Source organism: Alicyclobacillus mali NBRC 102425 (assembly GCF_001570745.1).
GTDB classification, from domain to species: Bacteria; Bacillota; Bacilli; order Alicyclobacillales; family Alicyclobacillaceae; genus Alicyclobacillus; species Alicyclobacillus mali.
In genome coordinates, this window is sequence record NZ_BCSG01000018.1 from 53,216 (window position 1) to 73,119 (window position 19,904).

Annotated in this window: 20 protein-coding genes; 2 read left to right on the forward strand and 18 right to left on the reverse strand. The window is 64.0% G+C overall.

The features are described 5' to 3' along the window. Positions 1 to 19 precede the first annotated feature (19 nt). The 5 genes from AMA01_RS07275 to rpsU all read right to left on the reverse strand — a co-directional run bounded on the left by AMA01_RS07275 (position 20) and on the right by rpsU (position 3,286). The gene (locus tag AMA01_RS07275; RefSeq protein WP_067849506.1) at positions 20 to 991 is read right to left on the reverse strand and encodes a PhoH family protein; all 972 of its coding nucleotides are present in this window, start codon (positions 989 to 991) and stop codon (positions 20 to 22) included. Positions 992 to 1,010: 19 nt separating this feature from the next. After that, entirely contained in the window at positions 1,011 to 2,225 is a 1,215-nt protein-coding gene (locus AMA01_RS07280) for a sporulation protein YqfD (RefSeq protein WP_067849508.1), read from the reverse strand. Next, positions 2,222 to 2,506: a YabP/YqfC family sporulation protein gene (locus tag AMA01_RS07285; protein ID WP_067849510.1), complete on the reverse strand. Its 285-nt coding sequence runs from the start codon at positions 2,504 to 2,506 to the stop codon at positions 2,222 to 2,224. Before AMA01_RS07285 ends, AMA01_RS07280 begins: the two co-directional genes overlap by 4 nt. Before the next feature lie 131 nt (positions 2,507 to 2,637). Continuing rightward, positions 2,638 to 3,081, reverse strand: a complete 444-nt coding sequence (locus AMA01_RS07290) for a GatB/YqeY domain-containing protein (RefSeq protein WP_067849512.1) — start codon at positions 3,079 to 3,081, stop codon at positions 2,638 to 2,640. A gap of 22 nt (positions 3,082 to 3,103) precedes the next feature. Further along, entirely contained in the window at positions 3,104 to 3,286 is a 183-nt protein-coding gene (gene rpsU, locus AMA01_RS07295) for a 30S ribosomal protein S21 (RefSeq protein WP_008337132.1), read from the reverse strand. Positions 3,287 to 3,406: 120 nt separating this feature from the next. On the opposite strand from rpsU, the gene AMA01_RS07300 reads away from it, so the two are divergent. Beyond that, a complete protein-coding gene (locus AMA01_RS07300) occupies positions 3,407 to 4,342 on the forward strand; it encodes a Na/Pi cotransporter family protein (RefSeq protein WP_067849514.1) in 936 nt (311 codons plus the stop codon). 5 nt (positions 4,343 to 4,347) lie between these two features. Here AMA01_RS07300 and deoC read toward each other — a convergent pair whose 3' ends face one another. The 12 genes from deoC to AMA01_RS07360 all read right to left on the reverse strand — a co-directional run bounded on the left by deoC (position 4,348) and on the right by AMA01_RS07360 (position 17,981). Then, positions 4,348 to 5,646, reverse strand: a complete 1,299-nt coding sequence (deoC, locus tag AMA01_RS07305) for a deoxyribose-phosphate aldolase (RefSeq protein ID WP_067849516.1) — start codon at positions 5,644 to 5,646, stop codon at positions 4,348 to 4,350. Further along, the gene (mtaB, locus tag AMA01_RS07310) at positions 5,625 to 7,058 is read right to left on the reverse strand and encodes a tRNA (N(6)-L-threonylcarbamoyladenosine(37)-C(2))-methylthiotransferase MtaB (RefSeq protein WP_067849518.1); all 1,434 of its coding nucleotides are present in this window, start codon (positions 7,056 to 7,058) and stop codon (positions 5,625 to 5,627) included. Before mtaB ends, deoC begins: the two co-directional genes overlap by 22 nt. 4 nt (positions 7,059 to 7,062) lie before the next feature. Next, positions 7,063 to 7,812, reverse strand: a complete 750-nt coding sequence (locus AMA01_RS07315; protein WP_067849520.1) for an RsmE family RNA methyltransferase — start codon at positions 7,810 to 7,812, stop codon at positions 7,063 to 7,065. Beyond that, on the reverse strand, positions 7,812 to 8,762 hold the full coding sequence (gene prmA / locus AMA01_RS07320; protein WP_067849522.1) for a 50S ribosomal protein L11 methyltransferase: 951 nt from the start codon (positions 8,760 to 8,762) through the stop codon (positions 7,812 to 7,814). Before prmA ends, AMA01_RS07315 begins: the two co-directional genes overlap by 1 nt. Before the next feature lie 42 nt (positions 8,763 to 8,804). Further along, a complete protein-coding gene (dnaJ, locus tag AMA01_RS07325) occupies positions 8,805 to 9,944 on the reverse strand; it encodes a molecular chaperone DnaJ (RefSeq protein ID WP_067849524.1) in 1,140 nt (379 codons plus the stop codon). A gap of 114 nt (positions 9,945 to 10,058) precedes the next feature. Then, positions 10,059 to 11,912 carry a molecular chaperone DnaK gene (dnaK, locus tag AMA01_RS07330; protein ID WP_067849526.1) on the reverse strand — a complete coding sequence of 618 codons (1,854 nt, stop codon included), beginning with the start codon at positions 11,910 to 11,912 and terminating at the stop codon, positions 10,059 to 10,061. Between the two features lie 72 nt (positions 11,913 to 11,984). Further along, positions 11,985 to 12,605: a nucleotide exchange factor GrpE gene (gene grpE, locus AMA01_RS07335; RefSeq protein WP_067849528.1), complete on the reverse strand. Its 621-nt coding sequence runs from the start codon at positions 12,603 to 12,605 to the stop codon at positions 11,985 to 11,987. Between the two features lie 15 nt (positions 12,606 to 12,620). Then, positions 12,621 to 13,655, reverse strand: coding sequence for a heat-inducible transcriptional repressor HrcA (gene hrcA, locus AMA01_RS07340; protein WP_067849530.1), 1,035 nt, complete (start codon positions 13,653 to 13,655; stop codon positions 12,621 to 12,623). Between the two features lie 80 nt (positions 13,656 to 13,735). Further along, positions 13,736 to 14,908 carry a radical SAM family heme chaperone HemW gene (hemW, locus tag AMA01_RS07345; protein ID WP_230088124.1) on the reverse strand — a complete coding sequence of 391 codons (1,173 nt, stop codon included), beginning with the start codon at positions 14,906 to 14,908 and terminating at the stop codon, positions 13,736 to 13,738. Beyond that, positions 14,908 to 16,722, reverse strand: coding sequence for a translation elongation factor 4 (lepA, locus tag AMA01_RS07350; protein WP_067849532.1), 1,815 nt, complete (start codon positions 16,720 to 16,722; stop codon positions 14,908 to 14,910). The genes hemW and lepA overlap by 1 nt, the downstream gene beginning before the upstream one ends. Positions 16,723 to 16,868: 146 nt before the next feature. Continuing rightward, positions 16,869 to 17,516: a cation transporter gene (locus AMA01_RS07355; RefSeq protein WP_067849534.1), complete on the reverse strand. Its 648-nt coding sequence runs from the start codon at positions 17,514 to 17,516 to the stop codon at positions 16,869 to 16,871. A gap of 12 nt (positions 17,517 to 17,528) precedes the next feature. Continuing rightward, entirely contained in the window at positions 17,529 to 17,981 is a 453-nt protein-coding gene (locus tag AMA01_RS07360; protein ID WP_067849536.1) for a hypothetical protein, read from the reverse strand. Between the two features lie 171 nt (positions 17,982 to 18,152). Here AMA01_RS07360 and AMA01_RS07365 point away from each other — a divergent pair, with 171 nt between their 5' ends. Further along, the gene (locus AMA01_RS07365) at positions 18,153 to 18,806 is read left to right on the forward strand and encodes a lytic transglycosylase domain-containing protein (RefSeq protein ID WP_067849538.1); all 654 of its coding nucleotides are present in this window, start codon (positions 18,153 to 18,155) and stop codon (positions 18,804 to 18,806) included. A 2-nt stretch (positions 18,807 to 18,808) separates the two neighbouring features. Here the strand turns inward: AMA01_RS07365 and gpr are convergent, their stop codons facing one another. Further along, positions 18,809 to 19,840, reverse strand: coding sequence for a GPR endopeptidase (gene gpr, locus AMA01_RS07370; protein ID WP_067849540.1), 1,032 nt, complete (start codon positions 19,838 to 19,840; stop codon positions 18,809 to 18,811). Positions 19,841 to 19,904: the final 64 nt, after the last annotated feature.

The following is a 19,904-nucleotide window of genomic DNA, read 5'->3' on the forward strand; positions in this document are numbered from 1 at the left end:
TTGCGCTCGAGGCAGGGCCTCAGCCCTGCCTCGCCTGATCTTGTGCGTACGCGTCGATGATCTTTTGAACCAGATGATGCCTCACGACGTCCGACGGGCTGAACGTGTGAAACGCGATACCCGGAATGCCTCGCAGCACGCGCTGCGCGTGCACCAACCCAGACAATCTGCCCGTCGGGAGGTCAATTTGCGTCACATCGCCTGTGATGACCATTTTTGAGTGAAAGCCGAGGCGCGTGAGGAACATCTTCATCTGCTCAATGGTCGTGTTCTGCGCCTCGTCAAGGATGACGTAGCTGTCTTCAAGCGTGCGCCCGCGCATGTACGCAAGCGGCGCAATTTCAATGTTTCCGCGCTCGAGCGCGCGGATGACCTGCTCCTGCCCGTAGATATCGTGCAGCGCGTCGTACAAGGGCCGCAGATACGGATCGACCTTCTCCTGGAGATCCCCTGGGAGAAAGCCAAGCTTCTCGCCCGCTTCAACGGCGGGCCGCGTCAGCACAATCCGCTTGACCTCGCCGCGTTTTAGCGCCATCACGGCCATCGCCACCGCGAGATACGTCTTGCCCGTGCCGGCCGGTCCCACGCCAAACACGATGTCGTTTCGACGGATGGCGTCGACATACCGCCGCTGGCCCAAGGTCTTGACCCGGATGGCCTTGCCCTTGTACGTCGTGCCGATTTCCGTCGTGTACACGTCGATCACGTCGTCGAGATCGCCCGCGTGCGCCATTTCAATCATGTATCGATAATCCGATTCGCCGAGTTGCATCCCGCGGCGAACCAAGGTGGTGACCACGCTCAACAGATGCTGCAGGCGCGAGACCTCGTCTTCGTCGCCCACGAACTGGATTTCCGTGCCGCGCACAATCACCTTTGCGGAAAACGCCTGACTGAGCAGGTGCAAAAGCAAGTCGTTCGGCCCGAGTGCTTGCACCGCTTCCTCATTTGTAGGAAACACCCATTTCTTCGTCGCCGTCTGCTCAGCCAACGATGCACCATCCCCGTCCTTACGATTGCGCCGCGCCCTGGGACTTGAGCGGTTCTCCTGCCTCCGGGATGGGCGCGGGAGCGCCGATGTCCTGTTGGACGCGCGTGAGTATGGTCGCGTATAGAGTACCACGCTCGAGACGCTCCTGTAAAACCGACTGGCCCAGGATGACCATATCCCCGCCGGCAAGGGACCGGACGTCGGAGGCTGCCATGACAAGTGCCTCCTGCTTGGCCGCCGCGACATCCAGGTTCCATACGGTGGGCTTGACCTCGTACAGCGTGGCGTGCACCCACTGCACGGGCAATCTCCACGTTCCGATGTGCCAGTCGGTCTCGGCGTCGCGCTCGTAGACGCCCGAAGGCGCTTCTTGAAATCCCCACACGCGCAGTCGCGTGCCACCCACGGCGAGATACTCGCGTGAGACCGAAGCGCCGGTCAGTCCTTGTGTCGAGATCTGAAGCGGAATGGACACGTCGGACGTGTACCAAACCTCTGCGAACACGCTGCCGCTCGCAGGAACGCTGGGGCCGCGATCGGTCAACAGGCCGGAGATGAGCACCTGCCCCGGCTGCACGACTTGATTAGGCTTGACCATCACGCGGCCGCGGGACGCCTGCACGTCGAGGATGACCCCCGGACGCGTTGCGACGATGTTGCACGGCGTCTGACTCGCTTGGGGAACACCCGGGATCTTCGGAATCCCCCGCACCACCGCGACGGACCCTTTGACTTCCACCCCGACCCAGACGTAGTTCGGCGCCCGAGCCACCACGCGCTCCGCCAGCTCAGCAGGCTGCGCGAGGCGCGACTTCCACTGCCCCACCTCCAGCCCTGCCTCCGCTGCGGCCTGTCTCAATTCCGCTTCCTGATCCTCGCCCTCCGCGCCGACGATCTCGACGCGCCACACGATGGACGAGAGCGCGTAGAGAATGGCGACGAACGCCAACGCGCCAGCGGCGAACGCCTTGCGCCTCCTCAACCGCCGCGCGAGAAACGGCGCGCCGTGTCGTTCGACGACGCGAAACCGCACGCCGAAGTCCCGCCGAGACGCCATCAGGCGGCGAAGCGCCGAAACACCCAACCGGAGCATCACGCCGCCCGTGGCGAAGCGCACATCGCGCACAACCACGCCGTCTTGCTGCAGCCACGCGACGATGTGGCGCGCCCCAGGCCCCGTCACCCAGAGCGTCACAGATCCGTTGAGAAACCACTCGAACCGGGAGTCGCTCATTGCGCGCCACCCCCAAAGCTCAGGTGGCGAACGCGACCCACGGCGTGAATTTCCCGCTCCGTCACGAGTTTGATGACGAACGACTCTCCCTCGATCTCGACGACCCGATCGCCGAGATCGCACGAGATCCGGTCCGATGAAACCTCGAGCAGCGCCTTCGCGCCCTCGATCATCACGTCGTCGCCCACGATAGTCACTCGAGCCACGGCTTCGACGGTGTCGGGCGGAAGGCGCAGCACCTCGCCCGCGCGCCGCTTGATTGAAGACGTCCATCCCGGCATGGCCCATTCCTCCCCCTGGATGACTATGCGAGACAGGCTCGCAATAACACCCATCGGGATGAGCCCGAGAAATGAACGGAGGAGCCGTCCTCAGAGAACGGCTCCTCGTGTATTCGGGTGTTCACCCACCCTTATGCGAGCAGGCGCTCGACGATTTGCTGGACGCGACGGCCGTCCGCGCGCCCGCGCACCTCGGGCATCAGCTCGCGCATCACCTTGCCCATGTCGGCCTTTCCGACGGCGCCGACCCGCGCCATCACGTCCTTGGCCAACTGTTCGATCTCGTCGTCGCCGAGCTGCGCCGGCAAGTAAGACTCGAGCACGGCGATTTCCTGCTCGGCCTGTTCAATGAGATCCGTCCGTTTTGCTTCCTGAAACGCCTGGAGGGAATCTCGGCGCTGCTTGATCTCCTTCTGAATGACGGCCAGCGCGTCCTCATCCGTCAGCGCTCGACCCAGCTCGATTTCTCGATTCTTGGCAGCCGATTTCACCATCCGGATGACCGAGAGCCGGACCTTGTCCTTGTCTCGCATCGCCTGCTTGAGGTCCTCATTCAGCTGATCAAGGATGGCCATGCTTGGATCCTCCCGATTCGCCTCAGTAGCTGCGGCGGCGCTTGCGCTGGGCTGCCTGGGCCTTCTTCTTGCGCGCGACACTCGGCTTCTCGTAATGCTCGCGTTTGCGAACCTCCGCCAACACGCCATCGCGGGCCATCTGCTTTTTGAAGCGTCGCAGCGCGCTGTCGATGGATTCATTCTTGCGCAGACGGACTTCCGACATGAGATCCCCTCCCCCCGGACACATCAGTTGTCGCCATTATAGTACAGCAGGAAATGCTCGTCAAACACGCATGCCGCCCCGGTTGAGCGCATAGGTTGTCCTAGAACGGGAGGGAGGCGCATGATCACCCACATCTTCGCCACCGCCCTCGCACTCGTTGCCTTCCTCGGCGGCCTGCGCCTCATGCGGTCCGGCTTCGAGCGCATGGCAGAAGGGCGCCTGGCGCGCCTCATTCGGACGGCCGCGTCGACGCCGACGCGCGGGATGGTCACCGGAGCCGTGAGCACGGCGCTGCTTCAGTCCTCCGGGGCAGTGACCGCCATCACGGTCGGACTCGTCGCCGCCGGAAGCCTGGATTTCGCGAGCGGCCTAGGACTGGTCCTCGGTGCCAACGTGGGCACGACCATCACACCCCAACTCCTGAACCTGAATCTCTGGGGCATCGTGCTCCCAGCCCTCGCGGCAGGCCTCGCGCTCTCTCTGCACCCTCGTCTCAAACATCGACCGCTGGGCGAAGGACTTGTTGGATTTTCCTGCATCTTCATCGCGCTTCAGGCGCTTACCAGCGCGCTGCGCCCCCTCGCGATGGCCCCCTTCTTCCACCAGGCGCTCGCCGGCGCTGGGCGCAACATCCTGCTCGCGTCACTCGCCGGCTGTGCTCTGAGCGCGCTCGTCCAGTCCTCAACCGCCACAACGGTCATCGCCATGGCGCTCGTCGGCGGGCACATGATCCCCCTGGAAGGCGGGATCGCCATCTCACTTGGCGCCAACATCGGCACCTGTCTCACGTCGGTCATCGCGGCCATCGGCACGCCGCGCCCCGCGCAGCGCATCGCACTCGCCCACGTGCTCCTGAACACCATGGGCGTCGCGGCGTTTCTTCCTATCCTGCATCCCTTCGCGAGCGCGGTGTCCCTCGCGTCGGCTTCACCCGCTCAGGCGGTGGCCAACGCCAATACCGCGTTCAACGCCATCTGCACGCTCGCGGCTTGGCCGTTCGTGCGCCAGTTCGCTCGTCTCCTCACGTGGATGCTGCCGGATCCGCGCACGGCCTGATAGCATCAGGCCTCGTCCAGCAACTTGAGCGCGGACGACGTGCCGAGCCGGTCCGCGCCAAACCGGAGCAGGTTGCGCGCCGCCGCCCTCGTGCGAATGCCGCCGCTCGCCTTCACACCCGCGCTGCCGGCGACCGCGATGGCCATAAGCGCGACGTCCGCTGGGCGCGCGCCCGCCCGGTGATACCCGGTCGACGTTTTGACAAAGTCGGCGCCCACCGCCGCCGACACCAAGGCGCCCTTGACCACGGCGTCCGGCCCGAGCGCGCTCGTCTCCAGAATCACCTTGACCCAAACGGCGGGAGACCTGAGCCGCGCGGCCTCGACCACCGCCCGCACCGCCTGCGCATACGTCCACACGCCCCCTTCGGCCAGCGCGCCGATGGGCCCTACCATGTCGATCTCGTCCGCCCCCGCGGCGACGGCCTCGAGCGCCTCCTGCCGCATGGCGTTCGCGCTCTGTGTCCCGTGCGGAAAGCCAATGACCGTGCACACCCGGACGCCGCTTGCCGCCATCGCCCGCTTCGCCAGAGGCACGTGGCGCGGAGAGATGCACACCATCGGAAGGTTGTGTTGGATGGCCTCCAGGCACAGGTTTTGCACGTCGATCTCGCTCGCCTCGGGTTTCAGCAGCGTCGACTCGATGGCCGCCCTCACGGCAGCTTGCGTCACCTCGCGAGGCAGCTGAAGGCTCTGTGGTTTCGGCAGAGGCAACTCTGGGAAGGTCACGGCCAACTCCTCGCGGCACGCCTCCACCAGTTTCCGAGTCGCAGGCTCTGCCTCGCGCCACGCCGCGACCAGATCATCCCAAGGCTCGTCCGGCCCGAGCGCCCGCCACGCCTCCTCGAGCCGCCCATCTCGCCACGCGAGAAGCGCCTCCGCCTTCTGAAACACAAACCGCCAGTTCGCGTAGCCGCGCTCGTCGTGGCGCCGCCTCGCCTCGTCCCACGGCAAAAAGTACGCCCCGTTCACTTCCTCGGCCTGGTGCACCGGCTCGGAGCCGTCTTCGGCCACCATGAGAAAGAGCCGCACCTGCTTGCGCACCGGCTCGCCACCGCGCTCGATGAGGTACTCCACGCGCCCGATGTCGCCCGCGATGCGCCCGATGACCCCCGTCTCCTCCTGGACCTCGCGCAGCGCCGCCTGCTCCCACGATTCGCCGGGCTCGAGGTGTCCCTTGGGAAAGGACACCTTGCCGTACTGATCGTCAATGAGGAGCACCTCGCGCGCCCCGTTTCGCTCGCGCACCACGACGCCCCCAGCTGCCCGCTCCACGCGCATCGTCACGATGTCATCCGCCCCCATTCCATCGCCTGCTCTTCGCCAGGCGCCTGCTCTTCGTCGGGGAACGTCACCTGCTCGAGAAAAACGGCCCGGTGCACGCCCGGCCCGACGCCTGTCATCCGGACGCGGATGACCTCGCCGACCATCGACTCCAGCGGCACGCCCGAGGGCGCCTCGAACGCCACGCGAAGGTAGTGGCCGTCGTAGCCCACGAGCATGCGGGACGCCTCCGGCAGGTGGCTGTACGCGCGGCGCGCCTCGTCGTCCGCCGAGGCGAGCGGCGACTCCGCGATGACCTCGAGATCCCGCCCCACGAACGATGCGGCGTACGCCTGGCGGAGATCGTCTCCGAGCGCGATCATCCGCGCGACGCGCTCGCGCTTGACGTCCTCCGGCACCTGATCCTTGAACTTGTACGCCGCAGTGCCCCGCCGCGGGGAGTACGGAAACACGTGCAGCTGCGCGTACCCCTGCGCGCGCACAAACGCGTACGTCTCCTCGAACTGCTCGTCCGTCTCGCCCGGAAAGCCGACGATCACGTCCGTCGTCACGGCGAGATCGGGCAGACGGCGGCGAAGCTCCCGGAGCGTGTCGGCGTACTCGGCGGTCGTGTAATGCCGGTGCATCCGCCGAAGCACCGGATCGGAGCCCGCCTGAAGCGGGATATGCAAGTGCGGCACGACCTTATTCGACGCCGCGAGCACGTCCATCAGGCGATGGTCGATTTCGCTCGCCTCAATCGAGCTAATCCGGATGCGAAACGGCAGGTCGATGCGCTCGAGCTCGACCAGCAGATCCGCCAGGCGATAATGCTCAAAGTCCTCGCCATAGCCACCCGTGTGGATGCCCGTCAGCACGATCTCGCGATAGCCGGCACGCGCCAGCTTCGTGGCCTGCTGCACGACGTTCTCCGGCTTGCGGCTGCGGATGAGCCCTCGCGCGCGCGGAATGATGCAAAACGTGCAGAAGTTGTTGCAGCCGTCCTGGATCTTGAGGTTGGCCCGAGACCGCTCCTCGAAGTACGGCACGTCGAGTTCGTCGAACTCGTTCGCCTTCATGATGTTGCCGACCGCCAGATACGGCTTCCGCTCCGCGAGGACGGCCTCGACGTGATCGACAATTTTCGACTTCTGATCGTTGCCCACAACCAGGTCCACGCCCTGAATGCGCGCGATCTCGTCAGGCGCAATCTGCGCATAGCAGCCCGTGACCACCACGACCGCGTCCGAATTCGTGCGGACGGCGCGCCGGATCATCTGCCGACTCTTGCGATCGCCCGTGTGCGTGACGGTGCACGTGTTGACCACGTACACGTCCGCCACGCTGTCAAACGGCACCTGCGTGTAGCCGCGCCGCTTGAACGTCTGCCATATCCCCTCGGTGTCATAGAAGTTCACCTTGCAGCCCAAGGTGTGAAATGCCACCGTAGGCACATTCTCAACCTCCCATGTCGCCGGATTCGGCAAGCGCAATCGCGAGCGCCACCGCGCCCGCGGTCTCCGTGCGCAGGATGCGCGGACCGAGCGTGACCGTCTGGCAGCGCGCGTCCTGCTTCGCAAGCCGCCTCTCGCCGCTGGCAAGTCCGCCCTCCGGCCCGACCACCACAGCCGTTCGATTTCCAGCCCCGTGGGCCCGCATGGCCGAGCGGATGCCGCGTTCCCGTTCCTCCTCGTCGAGCACCAGGACGCGATGGACCTCGTGTTCCGCGATCACGGCGAGCGATGTGGAGAAGTTCGGCGCAAAGACCACAAACGGCACCACGTCGCGCTGCGCCTGCATCGCCGCCTCGCGCACGACCTTGCGCCAGCGCGCGAGCTTCTGATCCACCTTGGGGCCCGAGAGCTTAACCACCGAACGCTCGGCCTCAAACACGACAAATCCCCAGGCGCCGATTTCCGTACACTTCTGCAGGATGACATCCATCTTCTCGCCTTTGGCCAGCCCCTGCACCAGGACAAACCGCTGCCGGGGTTCATTCGAAGGCGCGCGCTCGCGCAAGTGCACGCAGACCTCGCCGGATCGCACCTCTGCGATCTCGGCCCAAAACGGCCCGTTGGCAGCACACACGACGAGGTCCTCGCCGGGCCTGGCGCGCAGGACGCGCGAGAAGTGATGCCCGTCTTCCCCGCTCACCCACATGCGAGACCCTTCATCCACCTGGGCGTCCAAAAAAAGGCGCGGCAACATCAGCGCTTCACCGCCAAGACGCTCACCCAGTCGTCCTGATGCGCCCTGCGCACCACCGAAAACCCGTGATCCGCGAGCGCCTGCTCCACCTGCTCGCGCTGCGATTCGATGTAGCCCGACGTCAACAGGAATCCGCCCGAAACGAGGCGCGGGCGGACCTGCGGAACGAGCGCGATCACGACGTCGCGCAGAATGTTGGCCACGGCGAGATCAAACGTCTCTTCCGGACGGAGCGCGGCCAAAAGGTCTCCTTCGCGCACATCGACGCGATCCCCGAGCCCGTTCTTGCGCGCGTTGTCTCTTGCGGCCGATACAGCGACGGGATCGAGGTCGATGGCCACCACACGCTCGGCGCCGACGAGCGCCGCAGCGATGGCGAGCACGCCGGTGCCCGTCCCGACATCCACCACGCGCATCCCAGGGCGGACCACCTCGGCCAAGATCTCGGCGCACATCTGCGTCGTCTGGTGATGCCCCGTGCCAAACGCCATCCCTGGCTCGATGGCGATGACGCGCCGATGGCGGTACGGCTCGAGATCGGCCGGCTCGGCCCAGACTGGGGCGATGACCAGCGAATTCCCAACGGGAATGGGGTGATACTGTTCCCGCCATGCGTCCTTCCAGGCGGATTCATCCACCAATTCCACCTGAACGTCCGAGGCCTGCGGCCCGGGATTTAGCCCCGCCTCTCGGACGCGCTGCACCGCATCTCGCACCCGGCTCTCGATCTCGCCTCGGTCATGCGCCTCTGGAATATACACCGAGATCTCCACGTCCTGCGTGGGCGTCAACTGCTCGTCAAACCACTCACCGAACCGCGGCGGCCTCACCTCCGCCGGCGAAATGCCCTCCATCTGCACGCCCTGCACGTCCGGATAGCTCTCCAGCACAGCGGCCAGCGCATCCGCCGCTTCGTGCGTCACGCGCACGCGCACGTGCCACCAACGCAATGCGACGCCTCCTCACGACATATGTGATAAGTCTTCATGGCATCAGCCGAGAAACGCGTCCTTCACGCGCTCCATGAAAGTCCGCTGCTGCTCGTGCGTCTGCTCGCCGAGCTCCTTCGCGAGCTGGCGGAACAGTTCCTTTTGCCGCTCCGTCAGATTCGTCGGCGTGACCACGTGGACCCGAATGTGCTCGTCTCCGCGCACCAGGGGGGACCCAAGCTTCGGAATCCCCTTGCCGCGCAGGCGGAACGTCGTGCCCGTCTGCGTTCCCTCCGGAATCCGGAGCTTCACCTTGCCCTCCAGGGTCGGCACCTCAATTTCGTCGCCCAGCGCCGCCTGCACAAACGAAATTGGCACGTCGACGTAGATGTTCGTGCCTTCTCGCTCAAACACCTCGTGCGGTTGGACGTGAATCACGACAAACAAATCCCCTGGCGGCCCCCCGTTCGGGCTCGGCTCGCCGTAGCCCGCCATGCGCAGACGCGTCCCGGTGTCGACACCCGGAGGGACTTTGACGTCGACGCTCCGCCGCACCCGCCGCCTGCCCTGACCGCGACAATCCGGACAAGGTTGATCGATGATCTGGCCGCGCCCGTGACACACCGGACAAGGACGCCGGTTGATCATGCGGCCGAACGGCGTGTTCGTGACCGTCTGCTGTTCACCCGTGCCGTTACACGCCTGACAGACGCGCGGCTTGCTGCCAGGCCTTGCGCCGGATCCTCCGCACGTCGAGCACGTCTCAGTCCGAGGCACCTGGATCTCGCGATTCGCCCCGAAGGCCGCCTCCTCAAACGTGATCTCCATCTCGTACTCGAGGTCGTGCCCCCGCACGGGCCCCCTCCGCGTGCCTCCGCCAAAAAACATATCGAAGATGTCGCCAAAACCGCCCAGGTCGAAATCGCCAAACCCAGCCCCAGGACCCCCGGCCTGACCCTGAAACCCGCCGAAGCCTTGCGCGGGATCTTCATGGCCAAACTGGTCATAGCGCGCTCGCTTATCCGGATCCGAAAGCACACCGTACGCCTCTGCGATCTCGGCGAACTTCTGCTGCGCATTCGGGTCGTCCTTGTTGACATCGGGGTGATACTGGCGCGCGAGCTTCCGATACGCTTTCTTGATCTCTTCCTGCGTGGCGGACCGGCTGACACCGAGAACCTCGTAGTAATCTCGCTTGCTCACCGGTATCCCTCCAAACGACCACCGTCACTCCACACCATCTTACAACGAGGGCAGGGCGACGTCACGCGCATCACCCTGCCTGATCCACCATTCATCCCATTCTATGCGCTTCGATCACTTCTTGTCCGGGTCCACTTCCCGGAAGTCCGCGTCCACCACCGTGTCAGACGCCTGACCCGTGGTTCCAGTGGCAGCATCGGCAGCCCCGGCTTGTTGCCCCGCGCTCGCCGCCTGCGCGGCTTGCTCGTACAGCTTCGTCGACAGCTTGTGCAACGTCTCCTGCAGCGCTTCAGACTTCGCCTTGATGGCCTCGGCGTCCGATCCGGCCATCGCGTCGCGCAGTTCCTTCTGCTTCGATTCAGCCTCGCTCTTGAGGGACGCGTCCACTTTGTCGCCGAGATCGCGCAGCAGTTTGTCAGTCTGATAGAGGAGTTGATCCGCTTGGTTGCGTAACTCCACCTGTTCGCGGCGCTTCTTGTCCTCTTCGGCGTACATCTGCGCTTCCTGCATCATCCGCTCGACCTCGTCCTTGGACAGGCCGCTCGAAGCTGTGATGGTGATGCGCTGCGACTTGCCAGTCGCGAGATCCTTCGCCGACACATGTACGATGCCGTTTGCGTCGATGTCGAAGGTGACCTCGATCTGCGGCACGCCGCGCGGAGCGGGCGGGATATCGTTCAACGTGAAGCGGCCAAGCGTCTTGTTGCCCGCTGCCATCTCGCGCTCGCCCTGCAACACGTGAATCTCGACAGACGTCTGGTTGTCAGCCGCCGTTGTGAAAACCTGGCTTTTGGACGTCGGAATGGTCGTGTTTCGCGGGATGATCCGCGTGAACACGCCGCCCATCGTCTCGATGCCAAGCGACAGCGGCGTCACATCGAGCAGCACAATGTCCTTGACTTCTCCCGTCAACACGCCAGCCTGGATGGCGGCGCCGATGGCGACAACCTCGTCCGGGTTGACGCCCTTCGACGGCTCCTTGCCAATAAGGCGCTTGACCGCCTCCTGAACGGCTGGAATGCGCGTCGAGCCGCCGACCAGAATGACCTTGTCAATGTCAGCCGGCGTGAGTCCCGCGTCCTGAAGCGCCTGGCGGGTCGGCCCCATGGTCGCCTCGACGAGATCGGCCGTCAACTCCTCGAACTTCGCCCGCGTGAGATTGACTTCGAGGTGCTTCGGTCCGGTCGCGTCCGCTGAGATGAATGGAAGCGAGATGGTGGTCGTCAAGGTCGACGACAGTTCCTTCTTCGCCTTTTCCGCCGCATCCTTCAGGCGCTGCATGGCCATCCGGTCGTTGGACAGATCGATGCCCGTGTCCTTCTTGAAGAGGTCGATCAGGTGCTGAATGATGCGGTTGTCGAAGTCGTCGCCGCCGAGGTGGTTATTGCCGCTCGTAGCCTTCACTTCGAACACGCCATCGCCGAGTTCCAGGATGGACACGTCGAACGTGCCGCCACCGAGGTCGAACACGAGAATGGTCTGGTCTTCTCCCTTGTCCAACCCGTACGCGAGCGCGGCCGCCGTCGGCTCGTTGATGATGCGGAGCACCTCAAGCCCTGCGATCCGGCCTGCGTCACGCGTCGCCTGGCGCTGGCTGTCGCTAAAATAGGCCGGCACCGTGATGACCGCCTGCGTGACCGGCTCGCCAAGAAAAGCCTCCGCGTCCGCCTTCAACTTCTGCAAAATCATCGCGGAGATCTCGGGCGGCGTGTACGACTTGCCGTCGATGGCCACCTTGTGGTCCGTGCCCATGTGGCGCTTGATGGAGATGATGGTCCTGTCCGGATTCGTAATGGCCTGGCGCTTCGCGACGTCGCCGACGAGGCGCTCTCCATCCTTCGTGAACGCCACGACGGATGGCGTGGTGCGGTTGCCTTCAGCGTTCGGAATGACGACGGGTTCGCCGCCTTCCAACACCGCGACACAAGAGTTGGTGGTACCGAGGTCAATGCCGATGACTTTCCCCACTTCGCGTCCCTCCCCAGATGATGGACGGTTTTGGCCGTATTTCGTTTGTGTTCATACGCCGTTTTGCGCAGCTCAGACGCTGACCTTCACCATGGCCGGGCGCAGCACCTTGCCGTGCAAGAGATATCCCTTTTGCAGCACCTCGATCACGCGTCCCGGCTCCTGGCCTTCGACCTGTTCTTGCATGACCGCCTCGTGCTGCGACGGATCGAACGGCGCGCCAGCCGCCTCCATCTCGGTCACACCGTACTGATGCATGACTTGGGTCAGCTGGCGATGGACCATCTCGATCCCCTGCTTCATCTGCGGCTCATCCACGCCCTCAAGCGCCTGAAGCGCGCGATCAAAGTTGTCGAGGACGGGCAGCAAGTCGGCGAGAAGCTTCTTGGTCGCAAACTGGACCAGTTCCTCGCGCTCCTGGCGCGTGCGCCGACGAAAATTGTCGAAATCCGCTCGCGTGCGCAGAAGCTGCTGCGTCAACTCCTCAATCTGCGTGTCGCGGGGATCGGGGCCCGAAGCGGATGGACCTTCGTCGCCGGATGATTTACCAGCCTCGTACGACAGATCCTCCTCCGCCATCTCGGCCGGATCGACCTCCGAGGAGCGAGCCTCGTCTTCGGCGTTCTCCGCCGACTTCGCCTCTGCCTCTTCCTCGTTTGGATCCTTTACCACATCTTCCGCCACGGACAACATCCTTTCTCCACTTCATCACCCACTCGACGCGAACCGAGTCAAAAATTCCGTGAGCGCCTGCGAGGTGAACGAGAGAATTTGCATGACGCGATTGTAATCCATGCGCGTGGGGCCCAGGATTCCAATATGGCCCACCGGAACACCGCCCAAACGGTACGTGGCAGCAATGACCGTGCAGTCCTTGAGCTCCATCACCGCGTTTTCGGCGCCGATGCGCACCTCAATCCCGTCCTCCGCCTTTGGGAACCAGTTGGCGATAAACTCGTTTTGCTCCAACAGGCTGAGGATGGACTGGGCCTTGCCGACGTCGTGAAACTCCGGCTGTGCCAGCATGTTGGAAGCGCCGCCGATATAGACGGCTTCCTCGCGCTGCGGCACATGACACACCTCGTTCAGGACGGCGATGGCGTCCTCGAACCGCGCCACGGTCCGATGCAGTTCGCCAGCCAATTCGGCGTACAGCGTGCGCCGAAGCTCGGAGATGGGCACGCCGACCACCTTGTCGTTCAGCACGCGAACGAGCGTCTCGACATCGTCGGCCTCCATCTCGGACGAGAACCGCACGTGCACGGTCTCCACATGCCCAGAGTTCGTGACAAGAATGGCAATGGCGCGTCCGCCGCCCAAGGGAATGAGCTCAATCTTGCGCAACTTTTCGGTGTCTGTCTTCGGCCCAAGCACGATGACCGTCTGCTTGGTCAGCATGGAGAGCATGTTCGCCACCTCGCGGGCGACCTGCTCCACCTCGTCAATGCGCTTGGCGAACACAGACTTCAAGAACTCGCCCGTCTCGCGATCCATCTGTCCCAGGCGCAACAGGTTGTCGACGTAGAACCGATAGCCCTTCTGCGATGGAACGCGTCCGGCCGAGGCGTGCGGCTGAGTTAAATAGCCCATCTCCTCCAGATCCGCCATCTCATTGCGGATGGTGGCTGGGCTGAACTGAATCTCCTCGTGTTTGGCGAGTGCCCGCGAGCCAATGGGTTCCGCCATCCGGACGTAGTCCTCGATGATCGCGGACAAAATCAGTTGCTGTCGGGGCGTCAACACGGTCTCGCCTCCTTGTTAGCACTCCAGGCGCTCGAGTGCTAAACCGCTCTCCTTGACAATATCAATCCCGTTGCTCCTTGTCAATGGATGTCGGCCGTCCCAATCCACTGCTCAAAGATGGCGTTCGCCACGGGCCAATAGACATCCGGGATGTGGTATGCCGAGCCTCGACGCTCCAGCAAGCCATCGGCCAAAAGTCGCTCCACCACGCCAGGGAACACCTCCTCGATGCGCCGCCCAAAGCGACGCTCGAATCGGTGCCTGTCCACGCCCTCGGCCAGACGCAGGCCAAGGATCACCTGATCCTCCGCGCGCTCCTCGATGGGCACCCGCTGCCGCTCGGACACGGGCCGTCGCCCCTCACGCACGGCCGCAAGATAGGCGGAGTAGCGACGCTCCATGGCGAACCGTTCGCCCCGGACGTAGCCGTGAGCGCCGACTCCGGTCGCCTCGTACGGTTCGTTCCGCCAGTACACGAGATTATGACGAGCCTCTCCGCCAGGCCGCGCAAAGTTGGAGATCTCATAGTGGACAAATCCCGCTTGACACAGCGTGTCGCGCACCAAGTGGTACATCTCGGCTTCCGCGTCTTCCCCAGGCAAGCTGAGCAGTCCCATCTCGTTCCATTTGGCGAACGGCGTGCCCGGCTCAATCTTGAGCCAATACGCGGAGACGTGATCGACCGGAAGGCGAAGCACCGCTTGGACGCTTTCCTCCACGTCGTGGAGCGCCTGATCCGGCAGGCCGAACATCAGATCCACGTTCACGTGCTGAAAGCCGAGATCGCGCGTGGCCCAGACGGCTTCGTCGATCGCGTCGCGGAGATGTGCGCGGCCGATGGTCTGCAGCAGATGGTCCTGGAACGCCTGCGCGCCGAACGAGATGCGATTGACGCCGTGATCGCGCAGCACGCGGAGCTTTTCCCGGGTGATGGAGTCTGGATTCGATTCGAAAGTGATTTCGGCATCGGCGCGGAACTCGAAGCGCCGATGCAGGGCGGTCAACAAACGATCGAGGAGCGAAGCGGAGAGCAATGTCGGGGTACCGCCGCCGAAGTACGCTGTGGCGAGCGGGGCCTCCATGGGTTCCATCAGGTCCCACTCCGCCACGAGCGCGTCGACGTACGCCTCCATGGCGGCCGGCGACTTCACGAAGGTCGTGAAATCACAATAGAAGCAACGGCTCTTGCAAAACGGAATGTGCACATACAGGGATTGAGGCGCTCGGCGCTCCTCCCGATCTTCCACAGACATCACTCCATCTTCAGCACGGCCATGAACGCCTCCTGAGGCACCTCGACGCGCCCGACCTGCTTCATCCGCTTCTTGCCTTCCTTCTGTTTCTCCAGGAGCTTCCGCTTGCGCGTGATATCGCCGCCGTAACACTTGGCGAGCACGTTCTTTCGCATGGCGCGAATCGTCTCGCGCGCGATGATGCGGCTGCCGATGGCCGCCTGAATCGGCACCTCGAACAGCTGGCGCGGGATGATGTCCTTCAGTTTCTCGCACACGATCCGGCCGCGCTCATACGCCTTGTCCTTGTGCACGATGAAGGACAGCGCATCGACCACTTCCCCGTTGAGAAGGATATCGAGCTTGACGAGGTTCGACGGCCGATATCCGATGAACTCATAGTCGAGCGACGCATACCCCTTGGTGGACGATTTCAACCGGTCGAAGAAGTCGTAGACGATCTCGGCCAGCGGCAGATCGTACACGATGGTCGTGCGCGTGTCGTCGAGATACTGCATGTCCTGGAATTGGCCCCGCTTCTCCTGGCACAGCTCCATGATATTGCCCACGTACTCCTTCGGCGCGAAGATGGTGGCGCGCACGAACGGCTCCTCGATTCGCTCAATCCGATCCGGATTCGGCATCTTGCTGGGGTTATCAATCTCCTCCATCGTGCCGTCCGTGCGGTACACGTGATACACCACGCTCGGCGCGGTCGTGATGAGCGTGAGTCCGTACTCGCGCTCCAGCCGCTCCTGCACGATTTCCATGTGCAACATGCCGAGAAAGCCGCAGCGAAAGCCGAACCCAAGCGCACTTGACGTCTCGGGCTCGTACGTCAACGCCGCGTCGTTCAACTCCAGCTTCTCGAGCGCCTCGCGCAAATCCTCGTAATCCGAGGAGTCCACCGGATACAAGCCGCAGAACACCATGGGGTTGATCTTGCGGTAACCGGGCAGCGGCTCGGCGGCCGGGCGCAAAGCGTCGGTGACCGTGTCGCCGACGCGCGTGTCGCGCACGTTCTTGATGCTCGCTGCAAAATACCCGACTTCGCCCGCCTCAAGCCGATCCACCGGGGTCATCTTCGGGCGGAACACGCCCACCTCGTCGACCTCGAACTCCTTGTCCGTCGACATCATCTTGATCCGCATGCCCTTCTCGATGGCGCCGTCGAACACGCGGATGTACACGATCACGCCGCGGTACGAATCGTAATGCGAGTCGAAGATGAGCGCCTTCAAGGGCGCGTCGGGATCGCCCGAAGGTGCCGGCACACGGGTGACCACCCGCTCGAGCACTTCCTCGATGCCAATGCCCGACTTCGCCGAGGCGAGGACCGCGTCCGACGCGTCGAGGCCAATCACGTCCTCAATCTGCTGCTTCACCCGCTCCGGGTCGGCACTCGGCAGATCGATCTTGTTGATGACCGGGATGATCTCCAGGTTGTTGTCGATTGCGAGGTACACGTTCGCGAGCGTCTGCGCCTCCACGCCTTGCGACGCGTCCACGACGAGCAGCGCTCCCTCGCACGCCGCAAGCGAGCGAGAAACTTCGTACGTGAAGTCGACGTGGCCCGGCGTGTCAATCAGGTTCAGGACGAACTCCTGCCCGTCCTTTGTGCGGTAATTCAGCCTGACGGCCTGCAGTTTGATGGTGATCCCGCGTTCCCGCTCGAGGTCCAGCTGGTCGAGCAACTGATCCTGCATCTCGCGCTGGCTCACCGCACCCGTGAACTCCAGAATGCGATCCGCCAACGTGGATTTGCCGTGATCGATATGTGCGATGATGGAGAAGTTGCGGATATGCTCCTGACGTTCGCCCTTTGCCACGTTCATCCTCCTCGGCGCACCGCGCGCCCGTCCGCACGATGCAGGCCTCCGTGCACAAAAGAAACCGCGCCCGGTGCGCGGCCTGCCGATATCATATGGATCAGTATAGCACGGGCTGAGGGAGCTCGCCACGCTGGCGCCATACGGGCGGATCAGTGGGAGTGCGAATGCGTGTGCCCCTCCCCCGAGACGAAGGCACCCGCCGACTCCCAGCCTTCCTTCACGACAAAGTACAAGATGCCGCAGGCGGCGAGCGGATCCACCCACCACCAGTGGAACAGGTCGTTCATGGCCACCCCCGCGAGCAACGTCCACGACATGTACCCGCAGGTGAAGGAACACATGGCATCCCCGCACAGAGCCGGGCTGTCGAGAAGCTGACCATAGCGGAGCTTCTCCACCGCGAGCCATGGCGTGATGACGCTCGAGGCCATGGCCACGGCCAGGCCGAGCACGGTGATGGAGGGACCTTCCTGCAAGCGAATCGCCTGGCCGGATTTCACGGCCACATATGCAGCCAGGGCGAATAGACACACCGCGACAAAACCACTGGTCCACCGCTCCACGGGATGTCGGCGATCCACGCTCTGGCCCGTGTGGATTTCCACGTACAGTCGGACCACGAGCAGCATGCCGCTCACCAATTCGATGGCGCTGTCCACGCTGAACGCGGACAGTGCCAAGCTGCCCGCTCGATACGCCGCGATGGCGGAAAACACGGCTTCGCAGGTGATCCAGCCGACCGAGAACAGTTCCAGTTCCAACGCGCCGCGAAGGCGCCTTTCGCGCAGCGATTGCATCGCGACCTCCGGTCAATTCGTATTGAGAAACAGCGCATTGAGCACGCTCTTCAGCACCGAGCCGAACACATGGCTCACCTTTTCCCCGACGTACACACCGCCGGTGTCCATCGCGGCCGCGAGCGCGCTGTTCGCGGCATCCTCAGGGTCGGGCGACGGTCCGTTGCCCGCTACCACCGTCGAAGGCACAGGATTCGAATACTCGATGGCGGGAGCCTGCGGAGAACCGACGTCGGGCGACGGCACACTACCTGGTTCCGATTGGCTGCTCAGTCCGTCCGTCTGCGTCGCTGGCGTTTGTCCGCTCGTCGCCTGTACCGTTGGCGCTCCCGTGCCGAGGTGGCTCATGAACGAGGACACGACGCTGAATACGGTGCCACTCGCGCCGAGAAGTAGGGTCAGGAAGATGGCGACGGCCAATCCCTGCTTGAGCCGTCGGCGCGCGTGCTGCCATGTCGTCTTCATCTGCGCTTCCTTCCTTCGCGTAGAGTCTTTGTCCTCTAACAGCCTACGCCCATTTGTCCAAACTTATGACTGGGATAGAGACGTGAGAGAGGCAGGAGCCAAGGGGTCGAACGGCGAATGCTTGAACGTGCTGTATCGAACCGGAACTGCGTGGAAAGGAGGCGTTCTTCCTTGAGCGGAGACTTGGTGGTGTGGCCCATGTCCGCGAACGGCGTCGCGTACGCATCCGCGCCGAGCCCAGGTCCAGATGGCCCGCCCGACGCAGCGCAGTCGTTCGCAGCTGCGCTCGCCTTATATGCCGACGCGCTGGATGCCGAAGGACCAGGCGCGTCCGCCCCTCAGGCAGCGGAACCGGAGGCGACGGCCACGTCAAACACGGCACCCGACGACAACGCGTGGCCCAGCTGGGTGACGGCACTTCCTCCTTCTCCTGCCGAAGGCGAGCAGAACGACGCGCTCGAAGCCGTCATTCGCCAGGCGGCGGACAAATACGGCCTGCCGACGACGTTGCTCCAAGCCGTCATGGAGCAGGAGTCAGGGGGCAACCCGAATGCCACTTCGGCCGCGGGCGCGATGGGCTTGATGCAGCTCATGCCCGCCACGGCGGCGGCCTACGGCGCCACTCAGCCGTACAATCCCGCCGAGAACATCGACGCGGGCGCCCATTATCTCTCGGACCTTTTGACGCGGTATCAGGGCAACGTGACACTGGCCCTCGCCGCATACAACGCGGGCCCGGGCGCGGTGGACGCGTACGGCGGTGTGCCTCCGTACCCCGAGACCCAGGCCTACGTGCGCGACGTCCTCGCGAAGGCCGGCCTGTGACGTCAGTGCGTCACCAGGTCGGCATCCTCCAACGTCATCGCCGGATGCAATGCCACGTTCATACTCTTGGCGATGAGATAAGCGACGTTTTCCATGAATTCATCGACTTCCTTCGGCGCCACCACGAGATTCTGCTCGACCGGCTCCAGCACTTCCCGCACCAATTGCCACTTCTCCGGCCCCGTCAGCTGATCCAGCAGGCGGTTGGCGGCATTGCCCGGCACCTGCCGGCCGAGCTCACGGAACACGAGCTCGATGGCGTCGCTCGCGATGGTCGCCGCGTCCACCACGGTCGGCACGCCGATGGCGATGACGGGCACGCCCAGCGTCTCTTTGTCGATGGATTTCCGCTGATTGCCCACACCGGCGCCCGGCTGAATCCCCACGTCGGAGAGCTGAATCGTCCGGTGCAGGCGCTCGAGCGATCTCGCCGCCAAAGCGTCCACCGCCACGACCACATCGGGCCTGACGCGCTCCACCACGCCGAGCACCACTTCGCTCGTCTCGATGCCGGTCAGCCCGAGCACCCCGGGTGCAAGAGCCGCGATGGAGCGGTAGCCTTCGCCGCCGCCGAGCACCTCCGGCATGTACGTGAAAAGGTGGCGCGTGACAAACAGCCGGTTCACCACCATGGGGCCTAACGCGTCCGCCGTGACGTGCTCGTTCCCCAGGCCGATGACAAGCGCGGTCTCGGCCCGCTCGGGGAGAAGGCGCTTCAATTCGTCGGCCAGGATGCGCGTGAGCCTGTCCTCGAGATCGAAGTCGCGGCGGCGCATCCCGGGCGCCTCAATGGTGATGTACGTGCCCTTCCGCTTGCCGAGTCGCCTCGCCGCGACCTGGGAGGAGACGCGAACTCGCGTGATCACGACGCCCTCGTGCTCTTCCCGCTCCTCTTCCACGCCGCGGATCTGGCCTTCCCGAAGCGCCAGCTCTCGCGCCTCCACGGCGAGGTCCGTGCGAGGCGACGATCGCGAGATCGGCAAGTGGCACGGCTTCAGTCGCACCTTCCGCGCCTTACTCCATGAAATGATCATTGGTCGCCCTCCCCATGTGTTGCGGTCGTCCCCCAGGATGTGTTACACTCTATGTCGTCTGTAG